Source organism: Paenibacillus polymyxa (genome assembly GCF_018614975.1).
Lineage (GTDB): Bacteria > Bacillota > Bacilli > Paenibacillales > Paenibacillaceae > Paenibacillus > Paenibacillus polymyxa_E.
This window is the reverse complement of record NZ_JAGGNR010000010.1, coordinates 195686-213243: the sequence shown is the minus strand read 5'-3', so window position 1 is coordinate 213243 and position 17558 is coordinate 195686. Positions and strand designations below refer to the sequence as shown.

Genomic DNA, 17558 nt, shown 5'->3' with positions numbered 1-17558 from the left:
TTTTTTTAACCAATGTTTTATTAACATGACAAAATGGATTACAATGAGATAAAGCAAACTTGAAGGAGGCCTTTTTAATGAAAGAACAGACTTATTTTGAACAAAATAGAGAAAAACACCTGGCAGAGCTGAATGAATGGTTGTCCATTCCGAGTATCTCCGCCATTTCAGCGCATAAAGAGGATATTAATCGTGCAGCACAATGGGCAGCAGATGCGCTCACACGGGCAGGCATGGAAAACGTAGAGGTCATTCAAACGGCTGGACATCCGATTGTCTATGCAGATCACCTGCATGCACCGGGCAAACCTACGGCTCTGATCTATGGACACTATGATGTACAACCTGTCGATCCCCTTAACCTGTGGGACACGCCTCCTTTCGAACCGACCGTTCGTGATGGCAAGCTGTATGCCCGTGGTGCAACGGATGACAAAGGACAGATCTTCATACATATCAAGGCAGTAGAAGCGATGCTTGCCGAAAACAAGGAACTTCCGGTTAACATCAAGTTCTGTATCGAAGGCGAAGAGGAAATCTCCAGCCCGAACCTGCCCATCTATCTGAATGAACATACAGACAAGCTGCGTGCAGACATGATACTGATCTCAGATACATCCCTGCTTGAAAAAGGAAAACCGGCGATCTCTACTGGCCTGCGTGGCCTATGCTCGCTTCACGTGGATCTGAACACAGCCAATACCGACTTGCACTCCGGTTCATTTGGCGGCGGTGTACCCAACGCACTGCATGCACTCGTGTCCCTGCTTGCTTCGCTGCATGATGAGCAAGGCCGTGTGAGTGTAGACGGTTTCTATGACGGCGTTCTGCCGCTATCTCCTGAGATGCGAGAAGAATTCGCGAAACAGGGCTTCAATGAAGAACAGCTTCGTCAAGACCTCGGGCTGGAGCAATTGTACGGCGAAGAAGGCTACTCGTTCGTGGAACGTGTTGGCGCTCGTCCAACGCTGGAACTGAACGGCGTATGGGGTGGTTTCCAAGGCGAAGGCAGCAAAACCGTTATTCCGAAAGAAGCTCATGCCAAAATTACGTGCCGTCTCGTGGCGGATCAAGATCCACAACATGTATTGGATCGTATCGAAGCACATCTGCGCGCTCACGTTCAACCAGGTGCAACGCTGCATGTGAAACAGATCGAGAAAGCTTTTGCTTTCAATACCGATCCTTCCAATCCAATCATGCAAAAAGCAGCAGATGCATATGAGCACGTGTATGGCGTTCGTGCCCTCTTTACCAAAGATGGCGGCTCCATTCCGATTGTTGAGAAACTCTCACGTGTACTCGAAATCCCTGCTGTCATGATGGGCTTTGGCTTGCCGGATGAGAATCTGCATGCACCGAATGAGCACTTCAACCTGGAGAACTTTGATAAAGGGTTGTTGACGATTGTTCAGTTCTTGAAGAGTTTGTAAACACTCTTACACGGAGGTCACTACGCGGGGAGAATAAGCTTCCGATCGCTGTTATCCCCCGATTTCTTTGATTCCCTTTTCTAAAGGGAGAAATTCGGGTGATAAAGGCGAACGCTCCGCTTCTTCAGCTTTTTTCTCCCCACTCCGTTAACGTGTAAATTATTTACTCAACTTCATAGAGTAGGGGCAGATAGATATTACAAATACGGTGGCCTACGGGTCATCGTTTTTGTTTGAATCGATTTCGTCCCCTTCACTACGTTGCAGCTTTTCGCATGACTGATTTTAGAATTGAGCCTACTTTACAAATGAAGGGTAGTAGGTAGGTATATAAGTATATAAAGGGGTGTGCCGTCCAACTTCATGACGGCACACCCCTTTTGTAACGGAATAACGTGGCTGACGTTCGTTAGCCCTGTAACTAGAAGGAGTAACCCACTTTCGGGATATCCTCCATTTATGTGCGGAAAGTCGTAAACTTCAGCATATGCACAAGCTTGGATAAGTGTGCGATTTCCTGCTGGACTCCAGAAGTATCTGTCCCCGCCATGGCCTGGTTCGCTCGCAGCGTTCTACGTGTGTTCACCATACCTTCGATCAGTTTCATGACGGTGTTGCGTCCACGATGATCGACGATCATATACTTTTTGCGTGCGTCCAGTTCTACCCATACGATGTTGCTGAATGATGTGAACAGATGCCTGCGGTACAGCTCCATATCGGTCTCATTGTAATGCTCACCATAAAAGGCATAATATCCGTGTATGTGCAACTTCTCCGCCAACACTGTGATGAACGGATCATGTTCGAGCATAGCGTTACGTTCCATGTTTCACGCCTCCGTTATGCGTGATCCGCAGATCCCGTCTTTTTGAGATCTATTTTAACATATTGCGCAAGGTGTTGCTTCTCCACAGATAAAAGCCAAGTTTTAACTCCGAAGACCGATGCATCACAAATGAGAGTTATTAGCGCAATACTAATTTTCTAAATCTAATATGACTCGCCGACCCGTCTGCCCTTCACCCATACACCCTCAATATCCAGCTCCGCATTCAGCAAAACGATATCTGCCTGTTTTCCTTGAGCCAGGGAACCTGTCCGGTGATCAATGCCCAGCAGGCGTGCCGGGGTCAGACTTGCTGCACGTGATGCAGCGTTCAGGCTCAAGCCCACTTCCTGTACCAGGTAACGGAAACCGCGAATCATCGTCAGTGTACTTCCCGCCAATGCGCCGCCGTCCTTCAGTCTAGCCTCACCATGCTTCACGATTACGGGCAGGTCGCCGATCTTGTATTCTCCGTCATCCAATCCCGCAGCAGACATGGCATCCGTGATCAACACGAGTTGATCATCATGTTGCTTCAGCTGAGCGAGGATCGAGATCGCCGCAGGGTGTACGTGAATACCATCGGCAATCACCTCAGCACTGATGCGTGAATCACTCAGCACGGCTCCGGCAGCCCCGGGTAGCCGGTGATGCAGCGGTGTCATGGCATTGAACGTATGTACTGCATGATGTAGTCCTGCCTCAACTGCCCGCTCCACCTCTTCATAGGTCGCATCTGTATGGCCGAGTGCCGCTGTAATTCGCTGTTCACGCAGCCACGAGATGACCTCCAGAGCACCTTCACGTTCCGGTGCCAGCGTGACTTGACGGATCAGGCCTGGATATTGCTTCTCCCATGCTTCGAGCCAGGATACATCAGGCAGAATGATGTGTTCCGGATTTTGCGCACCAGGCCATTTCGGACTGAAAAACGGGCCTTCCAAGTGCACACCTTCAAGCTGTGCATAAGGCATTTCACCAGAACGGTAGCGGTCCACTTCAGCAAGCACGCTGTCCAGTCGCTCTTTCGGAGCGGTCATGGAAGTTGCAAGCATCGCTGTTGTGCCCTGCGTACTATGGAAAGAAGTGATCTTGTCCAACACCTCCGGGCTTGCGTCCATAAAGTCTTCTCCGTTCCCACCATGCACATGGATATCAATGAATCCAGGCACAATGAGACCACGATCCGGTACAGACAGCAGCGGCAAAGCCTCTCGCCGAATCTGTTCAGGAAGACCTTCCGGTATCCCAGCATAGAGGATTTTCTCATCCCTCCAGGCTATAACACCGTCTTCCAATATTTCATCTGCAAGGAGCAGCTTGCCTCGAAGAAGAGAAATTTTTTCATGACGCTGGCTCCCACTAACACGGCTATTCTCCTCGGTCATCTCACCAGCCTCCCTGCCGCACGGTCCAGCAATACCACCACATTTGGATGACATTGCAACAGCGATGCAGGACAGGCCGTTGTGATTGGTCCCAAGAAGGCTTCGCGAATAATCTCGGCTTTTTCCTCGCTACGGGCAATGAGCAGGATTTGTTTAGCTTTCAAAATGGTACTAACACCCATCGTAATCGCCTGAGCCGGAACTTCATCGATGCTGTCAAAGAAACGTGCGTTTGCCTTTCTGGTCTCTTCTTTCAAATCCACGACATGCGTCCGCCCAGTCAGCTCGGTTCCCGGTTCATTGAAGCCAATATGACCATTATGTCCAATGCCCAGTAGTTGCAGATCTACCGGTCCACGATCGTCCAGCCGTTGTTCATAGGAATTACATTCCTGTTCCAGATCGGCAGCCTGACCATCAGGCACATGCGTTCTGGCAAGATCCATATCAATATGATGGAATAATTGTTCGTTCATGAAACTGCGATAACTTTCGCGATGTTCTGTTGGAAGTCCAACATACTCATCGAGATTAAAAGAGGAAGCCTGTGAGAAGCTAACCAGTCCCTTCTGGTACAACGTGATAAGCTGTTTATATATGCCTACAGGTGAACTTCCTGTCGCAAGCCCCAATACAGCCCGTGGTTTGGTTTGCAACAAGCTGGCAATGAGGCCAGCACCCGTGGCGTTTAAATCTTCTTCATTTTCAAAAATGCGTATATTCATCTGTCAGGCACCTCCGTTGTTGTGTTGGAATCGATAGGACTGCACGTTGTGATAGGATTGTTCCAGTCTCGGGATAAAACGGTCGAAGTCGGCACTTACCATGCCTGTGAACAAAATATCGACCACATGCAGCAGTGCAATACGTGAAGCCATATCTCCACGCCTCATGCCCTCTTCCAGAGAAGAGGTGAACAGTGGAATGTCCGATACCGTTGCGAGTGTGTTACTTCCGTAGGAAGTCAGTGAAATCGTAGAAGCTCCGGCCTGTTTGGCACAATGCAAGGCATCAATGGTCTCTGGTGTTTCGCCTGAATAGGATACGGCCATCGCCACATCTCCCTCGGCGAGCGAAGATGCGGATGTAATCTGCATGTGTGAGTCGGAAAAAGCCGTACAGCTCTTGCCGATCCGCACCAGTTTCTGATAGAAATCCTGTGTAACAATCGAAGAGGTCGCCACACCGTACAGATCGATGCGGCGAGCCTGGCACAATAATTGAACGGCTTGCTCCAATCTGCCCAAATCCAGCAAACGGGTGGTATCTGCAATCGACGCGAGGTGGTTGGCTTCGATAGCTTCAACAATTTTGGATAGTGAATTGCCCGCTACAATATCCTGATACGCCGTTTCATCAGATGCGTGGGACAATTCTGCGGCGAGTTTCATTTTGAAATCGGGGAAGCCTTTAAAATGAAACGACTTGCAAAAGCGGGTTACCGTCGCAGCACTTGTGCCACTCTGCTCTGCCAGATGACTAATCGTCCATCCGGGAATGTCCGATGGAGATTGCATAATGACTTCGGCAATACGTCGCTCCTGAGACGGAAGGTTATTGAGTTCTTGCTGCAACGCACGTAATATGGCTGCCATGAGGACCTCACTTCATGAAAATTATTTTTGTTTATTTTTAATAAATTAAGAAAATCATTTTTATAACTTCATTTTAATCAAGACGATCCTGCAAATCAAGAGGAATTTAACATGACTTTTGCAATATCAAAAGAAGGAGCAATCTAATGAATCGAAAACAACGGAAAAAGTTCATTCCTTGCACCTGGATTATTGCTACCAAACAAACAGAAGCACGTGCCTATTATGCCCTCTATTCCATCGACCGAAGCGCGGAGGTAGGCTGAGTTGGGAAGGCTGGAATCACTTTGGAGACCTGCTGCAATTTCATATTCCGATCAAACGAAAAGCTGGAGGACGTTCATTCAAACAAATAGGAATCTATAAGTGATATGTAATCGATTGTTTCATTTTTTCACGCTAAAACAAAAAAAGCCTCATCCCTTCTTTGGATGAAAGAATAGGAAAGACTTTCGTGGTACTAAGATTCAATTCAATTTAATTCATTCATATCGTTTTAAGAACTTGCTAGCTAAGCTGGGGCCTGTCATTTGATGAACCGATTGATTTTCAATCTCCTCCGCCAGATCGTCATCTGTTAGAGAAACAAAGAACGTAATGTCTGCTTTTGCTTGTCCATACCGGGCAAAAACGTTATCTGCTGTCTCATTCACAACTTTGGCAATGATTCGAATGATCTCATCTTTGTACTTCTGGACCTCCTCTGTTGCATACAACAATCGGCTGATGTGGTTAAAGTGCGTATCCTCGCCATATTGATATTCGGAGCAGCCCCATCTGTAATAGATCTCGTCCTCCTCAGTATCACACAGCCCCTGTTCCTTCATGCTTGAAATATGCCTAGCCAGGGATTCCTCTGTATTTACCGCCAAAAACAGGGTAATCCAATCACTGTCCGTTCCAAATGCACAAGCATATACTTTCTCATGCTGCACCTTAGCCAGCGTTTGTTCCAGATCGGGTAGAAAACCCGCTCGAAATTGATTTTCAAATTCATTTAAGAAACGGTCCATTTAGCTCATCCTTTCTACCATTGATTTAATTTCAAGCCCTACCTACTGCCTTATCTGTTTTATATATGTAATCATTATGGTCTACTAAAATAATGAAAACAAGCGATGCTACGTTTCGGATCTTCCCTAAATTCATGATCCAGCACAGCAAAAAAGCCTTGCCCCATTCTTCATGACAAAGAATAGAGAAAGGCTTTCATGCTGCTACTTCATCCTAACTGTAATTCGCAACTAAATCTTCAGTTCTCCAAGCTTAATCAGCTCGACAACTGCCTGCGAACGACCCTTAACATTGAGTTTCTGCATCACATTCGAAATATGGTTACGCACCGTTTTCTCGCTGATGAATAACTGCCCTGCGATGTCACGCGTTGTTTTGTCTTGAACCAGTAATTCGAATACTTCGCGTTCACGGTGGGTCAACAAAAATTTGCTTTTATGATCGATACCCTTCAATGTTCACCCCTCCTTGCTCGGGTTGTGTTGGTGTAACAAGGTTAAGGGGATACAGTCAACTCATCTTATGTCAGGTCAAGGGCGTTGGTTCAGTTTTATAATAAAAATGGGCAGTAAACATGTGATTCATTGTCCAAAGAGAACGTGAGCAGTTGTCTATATATTGGAGATTATGTAAGACAAACATGCCCCTGCAGCAGATGTTGCCATCTGCGCAAAGGCATACTTGTTCATCTGTCTTCAGAACTACCGATTCATTCGGTTCATCATGCCGCCACCGTTGTGATTACGGTTCATCAGGCCATCGTCAAGGATGCCATCACGGTTATTCGTATCTGTTCCGTTCGTCGGGAAGATACGCTCTACCATTGATTGGAAGGTATCGATCATGCCACTGACGGGCTTACCATTACGAATATCTGTGGCATAGTTCTCGACATGCTCCACAAAGTCCGGATTGGCTGATACATATACATTCTCGATGTTTGGTGCAAACTGCTTAATTTTGGCTGAAATCTTACCCTTGATCTCCTCGGAAGTGTTGTCATCCGTACTATCCATCCGTGGACGTTCACTTCTTGTTCCATACTGACTTTCGTTCATAGGGCGTGCTTTGCCACTATTTGTCAGACCACGCATCATACCAATTGTGCCTGTGCCCATGGTTCCATAGATGCTGCGGTCATTCCCCATATGGCTGCGATCGGTTGCTGAATTCGTGTTCAGTCCGGGAGCAATTCCGCTAGTGCTGTACGGAGACATTGTGCCCGTACCGCCATTCACACGCATCCCCCCCATATCGTGATTCATGTTGCCCCCACGCATGGTATCACTGGCATGATTACGCATTGTTCCATTCAGCATGCTCGTACGACCGTTGGACTTGCTCTCCAACTTGCCTGCATGACCATCTGCCAAACGAACAGCGACATAAGCATTACGATCCGTTAACATGACACGGGCAGATTGAACTTCCTTCATCTCCGTGATGCGTTTTGCCAGCTCTTCACTGGATTTCAGATCAGTCACATTATGCATGCGATAACTTTTCGCACGGATGCCATCCATGCCATTTGTTTCCACACCATAACGGTTAATCCCGCTCGCTTGCTGACGAACACTTTGCGTATGCATATTGTTGGTGTCCCGATTCGTGCCACATCCTGTCAAACCGGCCATTACAAAGATTGCAGTAGATAATGATAACGTAATAGCTGTTGCCTTTTTGACTGCTGGCATGTACTCATCCTCCAATGTTTGTTGGTTTTGGTCACAAAGATAGGATGCGCTTCTGTACGTGTCGATATGCTGAAAGGATATGGTACCTTACCCTGTAAGTTTGGGTGTTCGGGTTTTGGTCTTTGCTAATTGCTAATGCTCTTTGGGTTCTAATCTGTGGACAGTAAAGTTCTCGCTCTAAAATAAAAAAACAGTGCCGCTTTGATCGCAGCACTGTTTCCATATAACAGTAACTTAAAATTCATTTCAAGTTAGTTCATATCACTTATCTTCCGCCGAAGTTGTTGATGCTTTAATGGTATCCGGGAATTTCTCGGCTTCTGTTAGACTCGTCGCATCCATGGCATATGCCCATTGACCATCCGGCGTAATGACCCAGATCTGATCCGGTTCAGATGGCATCGTAAGTCCGCGATACACATCTCGAACTTGTTGCCCATTGACCGTCTGTTCCACAGACAAGGTGAATCGGGGAACTGAATTCTTCAGCTCGGACGCTTTGCGCACATCATCTGCTGTCGACAGGTTTTTGATTTTGCCGATAAGAGATACGGCGTCTGTGGCTTCAATCGTTTTTCCATTCAGTGTCCAGGTCTGCTCTGCAGCACCGTTCTCGGATGTCGATGTTAACATCCAGGTAGCTGCTTCACCCTCCCATTCCAGAGACCCAACATTTGTCTCATCCATGTTGAAAGGTGTAGTGTCCAATACATCACGCCGAGACAAGGCTATGCTGGTAATCGCCTCTGTCTGCACGGCAACCACAGGGCCCGAATCAACACGCACATAACGTGCATCATCTGCTGGAAGTTGGCCGCCAATAGCCAGTTTGATCTCCCGATTATCTTTGAGTTTGATATCCATACGTGTAGCATCTTTTCCTAATCCGTACTTATCCACATCCGTCGGCGCTTCTTCCACTACCAGTTCCTGATTCGCACCACTCAGTGCATCCAGCCAACTGCTTACACTATAACCGTTCAGAGGATAGGCTTTTGGCTCAACCATCTGCCATACGCCATTTTTAAGTGTCAGGGTTGAAGATGCTGCTGTACCGGATGTCTCTTCCGTTGTGTCATGTATTGTGATGGATTGAATATCCCCGGATTGAATATCGAGCAACTTGGCTTGCGCCGCTTCTTCTTCCCGAAAATAATTTTGACTGTCCGCGTACGCCCAGCCCACAATTAGTACAATGACCACCAGAATCGTTGGGATCCATTTTCTCATACCCGTCTGCGCCTCCACCATAAGAGTACACCGATAATAACAAAGATGAGCGGGAACGCCACAATCGCCACGAAGAAGATCGTTCTGGCCTGTTCACCGTTCAGGTATGCCATCTCATACCCGGCTTGTACCCGTGGGCGAATCGTCAATCCATTTTCTTTCTCACTCAAATAGTTCACCGTATTCAAAATAAAGTCCCGATTGCCGCCATTTGCAATTTCCGAATCCTGCATGAAAATGGACGAGCCCAGAATAACCGCCTTCGGTTTGCCATCCGTCGTATCGGCTGCATATCCTAATTCAACGGGTCCTTGAATATCCTCTTCGGCATCATTGGTTGTTTCATTCTGCAATAAGCCGCCGATATTTGTCTCCCCATAACTGTCATTCGAAGAATGAATTAACGATGAAAGGGTATATTTATCCTGTTCTTTGCTGGTCAACGCAATCGACAGCGACAACATCGGATACAATTGGCTTGCAGCAAGTTTGTCGGTAATTGCATGTGTACCATACTCCGGCACCACCCAGAGTGGTCCCATCGTACTGGCTTGCTGATTATCCACCATGACCGCATGCTCATCAACGACCCCATAGTCAGCCATGAGGGCATCAATGTTTTTCCAACTGGATTGCATATCTTCCACAAATCCGAGGGATAATAACAGCTTGCCTCCATTACTCAGATAAGTACGAATAGCTTTCATTTCCGTATCACTGAGATCACGTTGTGGTCCAATAATCGCCAGCACATCTGCATCTTCCGGAACCTTCCCGGCTTGATTCAGCTGCAATTCTTCCGTCTGCACATTATTTTGTTCCAAGGAGGATTGCAGCGTAGTCATCTGATCGAGACTCAACTCTTCATGCCCAGTCAAAAACACCATTTTGTGCATCTCCGTGGATGACATATTCATGAGCGCCTGCGTAAGTTTTTCCTCACCTGTAAATTGATATGATCCGTCACTGCCATCACCTGTCGCGGTGAACAGACTGGCGATATCAATCACTTTGTGTTGATCTCCCTGCTCCAGCACAATGGAGCTGCCTGTTATGCCGTATTTGGATGCAAGCGCAGGTTCCTGCGTCAGATTATACTGTTTTAGCTTCAACTTGCTGCTTCGTTTCGTGTATTCCTCGACCATATCCGTGACCTCACGGTTCAGGACGGTGTTGTTGGCATTTTCGACAGTTAACACCAGAATGTTGACGTCATCCTTCACATTTTTAATCGCAGTAAGGGACTGGTCAGACAATGTGTATTGTTTGTTCGAGGTCAAATCCAGCTGGAAGCCGCCAAGTGAATTCAGGAACAGTGTTAGCAAAATAAAGATGCCAATCACCGCTACGGACAGCACGGTACTGTTGGTATGACTTAACCATTTTTTCATCTTCTCACCTCCACCGCTTCCGTTCAACAATTTGAATGCTTAACAGCAGAAATACTCCTGAAAGTGTGACATAATACAAGATATCCGGTCCACTAAGCACACCTTTCATGAAGCTGTCGAACCGGTTAGTCAGGGCAAACGGGTCCAACCACTGCTGCAAAGCAGAACCTGTATTGCCTGCGAATGAATTAAGCATCCACAAAACGAGCAAAATAATAAAACCCGCTACCGCAGACACCATCTGATGCTGAGATAATGTAGAAGCGAACAGTCCAATCGCCATCATGCTTCCGCCCAGGAAAAATAAACCCAGCGCAGACATCCATACGGTCGTCATATCCAATGTCCCATAGAACGACATGATGAAAGGGTACACCAGACTGCACAGGATGAGCACAACCAGAATGGCCAGAGAAGCAAGATATTTGCCAAAAATAATTTCTGTTACACGTGCTGGAGAAGTCAGCAACAACTCATCCGTTCCTTGTCTAAATTCCTCTGCAACGAGTCGCATTGTTAACAATGGGATTACAAAAAGCAGCATAGATAACGTGTCCCCCAGTACGAGACGGTAATCAACAATGCTCGGCTGGTAATATACAAAGCTTGAATAGAACAACAGACTGGTCATCAGTACATATACGGCAAAAGCAAAATAGGACGTTGGTGACAGAAAATAAGCTTGCAGCTCTTTATTGCATACCGCCATCATTCGTCTCATTTGGAGTCCTCCCCTTTGCGAGCTTGGGGCGAAGCATCGGTTGCTGTACTAACTGATGTTCCCGATATACTCGACGAGTCGTTGTCCGAAGTTACATCCTCTTGATCCATCACTGCCCCAGCAACCTTATCCACATCTGCCGAATTTTCGTCTATGTCTGTCGCCTCGGTTGTGGTCAGCTTCAGGAAAATCTGTTCCAGACTCAGGTTCTCCTTCTTCATCTCCAGTATCGGTAATCCTGCACCTGACAAAAGGTAGAACAACTCCTCCCGGAAATCTTCCGAGTTTTCTCCAGTAAGCAGCATTTTAACCGTATCCGCTGAATTTGAATGAAGTGAAGCATCTTTGCTGGTATTCGCATCCGATGCTTGAATGACTTCACTCCGCACCTTCTCCCATGGTGTCAGCACATTATGTAATTGCTCCGCAGTGGCCTTCACTTCAATCGACACCTTGAACTGCTCCCCCATTGATGATCCAAAATGCTGAGGTGAACCATCCAGAACGAGCTGTCCCTGATTGATGATCAACATTCGATTACAGAGCGTGCTCACTTCAGGCAAAATATGCGTACTGAGTAGTACCGTATGGTTCTCTCCCAGTTCTCGGATCAGATCTCTGATCTCGATAATCTGATTTGGATCAAGTCCCGATGTGGGCTCATCCAGGACTAGCAGATCCGGCTTGTGAATAATGGCTCCTGCCAGTCCAAGGCGTTGTTTGTATCCTTTGGATAACCCGCGTACCAGTTGTTTCTCCCGACCCTGAAGTCCCAGTCTGCTAACCATCTCACTGACCCGCAGCTTAATCTCACGTGCCGGGACATCTCGCAAATTGGCTACGAATTTAAGATAGGACTGCACCGTCATATCCGGATACAGTGGCGGCGTTTCAGGCAAATACCCAATCTTGGAACGAACACGCTGACCCTGCTCATGCACCGATACTCCATCCACCATAATGGAACCCGCGGTTGGATGCAGATATCCGGTAATCATACGCATCGTTGTTGTTTTCCCGGCACCATTGGGCCCGAGAAAGCCAACAATCTCACCACGTTCCATGGTGAAATCCAGTTGATGTACGCCGCGTTGCCCTTCGTAAACTTTGCTGACCTGTTTCACTTCGAGCACATCATTCATCCTTTCCCGTTAAAATACCCGTGCACCATCGTTCGTTATATAAATTCAACTGAAAATATTACACTTGCACTCCGATGACAGAATAACCTTCCGATCACTGTTATCCCCAGATTTTTTTGATTCCTTCATTCAGAAGGAAAAATCCGGGGATAAAGGCGAACGCTTCGCTTCTTCAAGTTATTTCTGCCCTCTCCGTTATCGTGTAAATGTTATGTTGAACTTATGTAATAGATGATAGACACGGGAAGTTCCTTGTATATTACGTGAGCTAGCCTAGCCTCAGCTTAATGACACTTAAAAGGCAGCTTAAAAATATTTGTCCAAAATGTGAACTTCCTGACCAACACCCACACCCTGCGCTTAAAGCCAACGTAACATAGAGTACAGGAGAATGTGCTCCTGACCAAAAGTCAGAGGGTGAATCGTGTGAAAGTATTATTCACGTTTTATGTTCCGAGCGGTGGCGTGGATACGTTAAATCGACTGCGCACCGCTGTTCTGAAACGCCATGGCGTTGAAGCGCACCTATTGTATCTCAACACAGGCTCGGGATTGCAGAACAACAGTGATACGCCCGTTTTCACCGCGTCCAGTGACGAGGATATTCATCATATCATTCATACTCATCATTATGATGCCATCATTGCCACTTCAGACATCGCTATGCCCGGCCGCTTGAGAGGACTTGGTTATACCGGACGAATTATTTTTGAAGCGCAGGGACTCGGAACACGCGATCAAGCTCTGGAAACGATACAGATGGGTGTCCCTTACCTTCAAGCTCATTGTGATGCTGCCGTTATACCTCCCACAGACCACCTGCTGGATATGTTCATTCATATCTGTCCTTGGCTTCATCGGTTTGTTATTCCCAATATGCTGGATACGGACACCTTTGCACCAATCTTGGTGGATACCCCACCCTATCCGGTGCTGGCTTGGGTAGGACGACTTGAACACAACAAAAACTGGCGTGAATATTTAATCATATCGAGTGAAATCGTCAAAAAAAATCCGGAAGCCAGACTATGGTTATTCCACGATCCAACTTTGGCTAATCCAGAAGATGAAGTCATGTTCCGGCACATGCTGGCAGAATACGGACTTGAGGATCGGATTGGCATCTTTATCAATGTTCCTCATTCTCAGATGCCTGCATATTATTCCATGATTGCCGCTTCAGGGGGCATCATGTTATCCACTTCCCTGCTTGAAGGATTCGGTTATGCCGTCGCTGAAGCGATCAGTTGTGGCTGCCCGGTGCTCAGCACGGATTCGGATGGTGTGCGTTCATTTATCACACATAATAAGACTGGTAAGTTTTATCCAATTGGAAATGTAGAGGCAGCTGTAGCCGAAGCAAGAGACCTCATGAAAAACAAGAAACTGCGTGAGTATATTCGCATTCAGGGCAGACAGCATATGAGCCTGTCTTTTTCGCCAGATCGATATGCCATTTCTTTCCGTGAAATGATGACAGCACTGCGAATTTTCCATTAAGCATAGCAAAAAGGCAGTTCAGCAAAATTTCTCTGAACTGCCTTAGTATGATTTTAAAGAAGTCTTAGTGTCCCATCATCATCGCGGGATCAGGATCATCGCACCGAACAGCGCCACTTGTGACACCCATGCGAGAATAATTCCCCGTGAGAAATCAGATGATTTGAGTACCCGGAGTTCGAGCAATGGATTTTGATGACGAAGCTCCACAATAATGAACAAAATGAGCGCTACACCACCCACAATGACACCAGTCAGAGTTGTTGCGGACGTCCAACTCGTTCCACCCTCACTCACACCGTAAGCGAGCATCGAGAACGCAATTGGCGCCAGAATCATGCCGAGCAGATCCAGTGCAGGTGTGCGTCCACGATCTGTATCAGGCAAAAATTTGATACATAGAATGAAAGCTGCAATACCTATGGGCAAGTTAATCAGGAAAATCCAATGTCAGCTCAGTGATTCAATAAACCACCCAGACAAGACCGGACCCAATGCAGGGGCAAGCAGCATCCAGGAGATCACAGGCTTATCCATGCGTCTCACTCAGCCTATATTGACGACTAATTTCAAACTATCGTTTTAAATCGTCGTTTTAAACTTTCGTTTAATACTGATCTAATTCTAATGAAAACACCTTTGCTGTCATGCTATTTTTTCAGACATTTCTACTATGGATTCATTACAAAAAAATGGAACAGGCACCTTCCCTGCTCCACACGTTGGTTATTCATGACTATTTAATTATGTCCATATCAATCTGCAATCTTCATCATCTGATGTTCTGATAGTATGCCCAATGTCTGACCGTGAATACTTCTGCAATATATTCGAATAACCAGATAATTCGGTGAAGAACTGTTGCTGATGATCCTCAGTTCATAAGGCTCGGATGACACATCCAGATTATGAATGACCTGATTACCGCCCGCTCCCCCCGAATTTGACGTTAGGTGAAAAAGATGTCGGTACAGTTCTCCGTGAATGCTGGCTCCACCAACAAATACATCCGTCCCTTCCTCACCGCCCACATAAGCCAACTCCACATCTATATACTTGACGGGAACAAAAGTCTGTAACAGATTCTCATGAATCTCAAGTAAATATACTGCCACTGTAGATCCCTCCTTCGGAGCATGAACCTTCCTGTACATAGGATATGCGTCCTCTCGTCCATTGCCATTTGCATTCACCCATTTTCGATCAATTACACGGAAATGCCCGACCTTCCGGTTCTCTTTTTTCATAGAATATAAGGATAGAAGCTCGGCCGGTGCAGGCCGTGACAAGGAGGTAGCTATGAGAGTTCTGCTCGTTACGTATTGGGAGCTAACACATATGGGAGGCATATGGACATATGTTAAACAACTTGCCGACAGGCTGATCGCACTTGGTGTAGAGGTTGATATCATGGGCACAAATAGTGCCAATAACGAAGTATATGTTCGTAATCTGAACCGCGCTTTCTCCAAGGATAAGGTGTGGCCTATGCTGCAAGCCAAACTCAATCCGACTGATCTGCCACAATTCACTGCCGATCCTCTTCTCGCTTATTATGAACTGAATAGATATGCCTTCGAGATGGCGGTCGCTTATCTCGGGGTAAACCACTATGATGTTATTCATGCGCAAGATCCGGTAGCTGCCGTAGCCATAAAACGCATCTTGAACCGCAATATCCCACTGGTTACAAGCTATCATGGCGCTCTTGCACGTGAAGCCTTTTACGATCAAAATTCCAACCCGCAGTTTACCCTATCTTCATATTTGCAATCCAAACGTGGACGTTACTTTCTCTCATTGGAAGAGCGAAGTGCAGCACAGTCCGAGCTCATTCTCGTGTCAAGCCACTGGATCAAGAGTACGCTTACAGAGCTTGCCGTTCCTGAATCAAAGTTCAGACAGATTCCCTATGCTGTAGATCTGCCAGCCTATCGTGCCTCAGCAGCTGTGAAGTTCCGCCAGCGACCACCTGCGGGCAAAAAAGTCATTGCCTTTACCGGACGACTTGAATACATCAAGGGCGTTCATGTGTTAATCAAGGCCTTAGCCAGTCTGAAAAATAAACGTTCCGATTGGGTCTGCTGGATCGCAGGAGAAGGCAAACTAACCGATGAATTGCGGTCACAGGCTGCTTCAACGGGTATTGGAGCCGATGTTGTGTTCTGGGGCAAGCTGGACAATATTCCTTCATTCCTGCGCTATGCAGACATCTATGTCCAGCCCAGCCTGCAGGACACCCAGCCGTTCTCCGTTACCGAAGCGCAACTGGCGGGTGTACCTGTTATCGTCAGTGGTACAGCCGGCATGCCTGAGATGGTTGAACCCGGACGTACGGGATGGGTCGTTCCTCCGCAGGATGTCGATTCACTTCGTGAACTGTTGGATGCACTACTTGAGGATGATGTTACCCGGAGAACAGTGGGTGCGGCGGCGAAAGCTTGGGCTGAACAACATCGTTCACTGGAAGTGATGGGATTGCGTACATTTCAAGTCTACCAAGAAGCCATCTACAGAGGAGGACATACGATATGACGTTACTTGTACCGAGTGATCTATACAACCGCTGGTTTTCGACTCCAGTTTCCACACCTCACATCGACGTGGACTACGCTGTAATGAATGAATTGATGAAGAAGCTGCCTAAAGGGTATGTATTTCCCGATCCTGCATCGATGGCGATCATGAATTCAAAAGATTGACTCGTCCAATGACATACCGTCTTCATATAACATGCCGAAATATCGAACAAGGGGTGTCCCATCTGTCATATGAATGACTGAGGACACCCCTTGTCGCTTCAAAAGTGTTCTAACGAACCGAGAACACGCTATTACAGATCTTATTCATCTGTCGCCAACTTGGAATACATATTCAGATCACTGAACGTTTCGCCTGCCCTCTCGTATGCTCTGAGGGTACCTTCGTATGTGAAATTGAGATTTTTTAATAGCTTGATAGAATTCAAATTATCGGGATCAACCTTTGCTTCAATCCGATTCAGCTTCATAGTCGAGAATGCATGAGCTAACAAAGAAGAGATCGCTTCCGTAGCATAGCCTTTCCCCCAGTGTGATCTGGCAATGTCATACCCGATTTCTGCTTTAAGATTGTCAAAATCCAGTGAATTATAACCACAGGAACCTATGATTTCGTTAGACTCTTGCGCAATGATTGAGAACCGCATGGCCTTGTTTTCCTGAGCAAGATCATTCAGTAGATTAATCATTTCTATAGCTTGATTTTCATCCGTAAAATGACTGATATTCATAAATCTAGTCACATCCGGATCAGACCAAATTTCAAACAAGCTGGCCGAATCCAATACGTTCATTTTTCGCAAATATAACCGTTCTGTGTGTAACTCTGTAATCAATACTCTTACCTCCATTAGTATATAATAGTTAGGTTTAAAGATATTGATATCTGCGCATAGTCCAGTCCCTTCCGTGTATGAATCATTTCATTATACAGAGACTTCAGCAATCGTTCACCCTTTCTGTCCACGAATCTGTCCATAGAGCAAAAAAGAGCATCTCACTTATAACACTTAAAAAGTGCTTCATGAGGGTGCTCTCCTGTCCCTTTACACCTATTCCATTCGGCCATCATTGCCAAATC

17 protein-coding genes and 1 pseudogene are annotated in these 17558 nt (G+C 46.5%); 4 read left to right on the top strand and 14 right to left on the bottom strand.

The window, feature by feature from the left end; translation table 11 throughout:
- Window positions 1-77: 77 nt before the first annotated feature.
- Entirely contained in the window at window positions 78-1433 is a 1356-nt protein-coding gene (locus J7E78_RS08325; RefSeq protein ID WP_215075771.1) for a dipeptidase, read from the top strand.
- A 457-nt stretch (window positions 1434-1890) separates the two neighbouring features.
- On the opposite strand, the gene J7E78_RS08320 is transcribed toward J7E78_RS08325, so the two are convergent.
- The 11 genes from J7E78_RS08320 to J7E78_RS08270 all read right to left on the bottom strand — a co-directional run bounded on the left by J7E78_RS08320 (window position 1891) and on the right by J7E78_RS08270 (window position 12428).
- Window positions 1891-2262, bottom strand: a complete 372-nt coding sequence (locus J7E78_RS08320; RefSeq protein ID WP_215075770.1) for a hypothetical protein — start codon at window positions 2260-2262, stop codon at window positions 1891-1893.
- Between the two features lie 164 nt (window positions 2263-2426).
- Window positions 2427-3650: an N-acetylglucosamine-6-phosphate deacetylase gene (nagA, locus tag J7E78_RS08315; protein WP_215075769.1), complete on the bottom strand. Its 1224-nt coding sequence runs from the start codon at window positions 3648-3650 to the stop codon at window positions 2427-2429.
- Window positions 3647-4375 carry a glucosamine-6-phosphate deaminase gene (gene nagB, locus J7E78_RS08310; RefSeq protein ID WP_215075768.1) on the bottom strand — a complete coding sequence of 243 codons (729 nt, stop codon included), beginning with the start codon at window positions 4373-4375 and terminating at the stop codon, window positions 3647-3649. Before nagB ends, nagA begins: the two co-directional genes overlap by 4 nt.
- A 3-nt stretch (window positions 4376-4378) precedes the next feature.
- On the bottom strand, window positions 4379-5245 hold the full coding sequence (locus J7E78_RS08305) for a MurR/RpiR family transcriptional regulator (RefSeq protein ID WP_215075767.1): 867 nt from the start codon (window positions 5243-5245) through the stop codon (window positions 4379-4381).
- 482 nt (window positions 5246-5727) lie between these two features.
- Complete coding sequence (locus J7E78_RS08300; RefSeq protein ID WP_215075766.1) at window positions 5728-6258, bottom strand: DUF4303 domain-containing protein; 531 nt, start codon at window positions 6256-6258, stop codon at window positions 5728-5730.
- A gap of 231 nt (window positions 6259-6489) precedes the next feature.
- Complete coding sequence (locus J7E78_RS08295) at window positions 6490-6714, bottom strand: helix-turn-helix domain-containing protein (RefSeq protein ID WP_017692532.1); 225 nt, start codon at window positions 6712-6714, stop codon at window positions 6490-6492.
- A gap of 246 nt (window positions 6715-6960) precedes the next feature.
- Complete coding sequence (locus J7E78_RS08290; protein WP_215075765.1) at window positions 6961-7953, bottom strand: YhcN/YlaJ family sporulation lipoprotein; 993 nt, start codon at window positions 7951-7953, stop codon at window positions 6961-6963.
- A 261-nt stretch (window positions 7954-8214) separates the two neighbouring features.
- Entirely contained in the window at window positions 8215-9183 is a 969-nt protein-coding gene (locus J7E78_RS08285) for a DUF4340 domain-containing protein (protein WP_215075764.1), read from the bottom strand.
- Window positions 9180-10574: a GldG family protein gene (locus tag J7E78_RS08280; RefSeq protein ID WP_215075763.1), complete on the bottom strand. Its 1395-nt coding sequence runs from the start codon at window positions 10572-10574 to the stop codon at window positions 9180-9182. Before J7E78_RS08280 ends, J7E78_RS08285 begins: the two co-directional genes overlap by 4 nt.
- A 4-nt stretch (window positions 10575-10578) precedes the next feature.
- Window positions 10579-11295, bottom strand: coding sequence for an ABC transporter permease subunit (locus J7E78_RS08275; RefSeq protein ID WP_215075762.1), 717 nt, complete (start codon window positions 11293-11295; stop codon window positions 10579-10581).
- Entirely contained in the window at window positions 11292-12428 is a 1137-nt protein-coding gene (locus tag J7E78_RS08270; RefSeq protein ID WP_215075761.1) for an ABC transporter ATP-binding protein, read from the bottom strand. The genes J7E78_RS08275 and J7E78_RS08270 overlap by 4 nt, the downstream gene beginning before the upstream one ends.
- Window positions 12429-12863: 435 nt before the next feature.
- Here J7E78_RS08270 and J7E78_RS08265 point away from each other — a divergent pair, with 435 nt between their 5' ends.
- A complete protein-coding gene (locus J7E78_RS08265) occupies window positions 12864-13937 on the top strand; it encodes a glycosyltransferase family 4 protein (protein ID WP_311516959.1) in 1074 nt (357 codons plus the stop codon).
- Between the two features lie 84 nt (window positions 13938-14021).
- Here J7E78_RS08265 and J7E78_RS08260 read toward each other — a convergent pair.
- Together J7E78_RS08260 and J7E78_RS08255 are read right to left on the bottom strand one after the other, a co-directional pair.
- Window positions 14022-14450, bottom strand: a pseudogene (locus J7E78_RS08260) (MFS transporter); the annotation flags it as partial.
- Window positions 14451-14692: 242 nt separating this feature from the next.
- Window positions 14693-15052 (bottom strand): hypothetical protein, encoded by a 360-nt coding sequence (locus J7E78_RS08255; RefSeq protein WP_215075759.1) that lies wholly within the window; start codon window positions 15050-15052, stop codon window positions 14693-14695.
- A 184-nt stretch (window positions 15053-15236) separates the two neighbouring features.
- Here J7E78_RS08255 and J7E78_RS08250 point away from each other — a divergent pair, with 184 nt between their 5' ends.
- Both J7E78_RS08250 and J7E78_RS08245 read left to right on the top strand, forming a co-directional pair.
- Window positions 15237-16472, top strand: a complete 1236-nt coding sequence (locus J7E78_RS08250) for a glycosyltransferase family 4 protein (protein ID WP_215075758.1) — start codon at window positions 15237-15239, stop codon at window positions 16470-16472.
- Window positions 16469-16639, top strand: coding sequence for a hypothetical protein (locus tag J7E78_RS08245; RefSeq protein ID WP_167483784.1), 171 nt, complete (start codon window positions 16469-16471; stop codon window positions 16637-16639). The genes J7E78_RS08250 and J7E78_RS08245 overlap by 4 nt, the downstream gene beginning before the upstream one ends.
- Before the next feature lie 140 nt (window positions 16640-16779).
- On the opposite strand, the gene J7E78_RS08240 is transcribed toward J7E78_RS08245, so the two are convergent.
- Entirely contained in the window at window positions 16780-17313 is a 534-nt protein-coding gene (locus J7E78_RS08240) for a GNAT family N-acetyltransferase (protein WP_215075757.1), read from the bottom strand.
- Window positions 17314-17558 lie beyond the last annotated feature (245 nt).

What these genes read in the sequence shown, in the direction of transcription:
- J7E78_RS08325 (WP_215075771.1), top strand. Translation starts at nt 78, where the DNA reads ATGAAAGAACAGACTTATTTTGAACAAAATAGAGAAAAACACCTGGCA.
- J7E78_RS08320 (WP_215075770.1), bottom strand. Translation starts at nt 2,262, where the DNA reads ATGGAACGTAACGCTATGCTCGAACATGATCCGTTCATCACAGTGTTG.
- nagA (WP_215075769.1), bottom strand. Translation starts at nt 3,650, where the DNA reads ATGACCGAGGAGAATAGCCGTGTTAGTGGGAGCCAGCGTCATGAAAAA.
- nagB (WP_215075768.1), bottom strand. Translation starts at nt 4,375, where the DNA reads ATGAATATACGCATTTTTGAAAATGAAGAAGATTTAAACGCCACGGGT.
- J7E78_RS08305 (WP_215075767.1), bottom strand. Translation starts at nt 5,245, where the DNA reads ATGGCAGCCATATTACGTGCGTTGCAGCAAGAACTCAATAACCTTCCG.
- J7E78_RS08300 (WP_215075766.1), bottom strand. Translation starts at nt 6,258, where the DNA reads ATGGACCGTTTCTTAAATGAATTTGAAAATCAATTTCGAGCGGGTTTT.
- J7E78_RS08290 (WP_215075765.1), bottom strand. Translation starts at nt 7,953, where the DNA reads ATGCCAGCAGTCAAAAAGGCAACAGCTATTACGTTATCATTATCTACT.
- J7E78_RS08285 (WP_215075764.1), bottom strand. Translation starts at nt 9,183, where the DNA reads ATGAGAAAATGGATCCCAACGATTCTGGTGGTCATTGTACTAATTGTG.
- J7E78_RS08280 (WP_215075763.1), bottom strand. Translation starts at nt 10,574, where the DNA reads ATGAAAAAATGGTTAAGTCATACCAACAGTACCGTGCTGTCCGTAGCG.
- J7E78_RS08275 (WP_215075762.1), bottom strand. Translation starts at nt 11,295, where the DNA reads ATGAGACGAATGATGGCGGTATGCAATAAAGAGCTGCAAGCTTATTTT.
- J7E78_RS08250 (WP_215075758.1), top strand. Translation starts at nt 15,237, where the DNA reads ATGAGAGTTCTGCTCGTTACGTATTGGGAGCTAACACATATGGGAGGC.
- J7E78_RS08245 (WP_167483784.1), top strand. Translation starts at nt 16,469, where the DNA reads ATGACGTTACTTGTACCGAGTGATCTATACAACCGCTGGTTTTCGACT.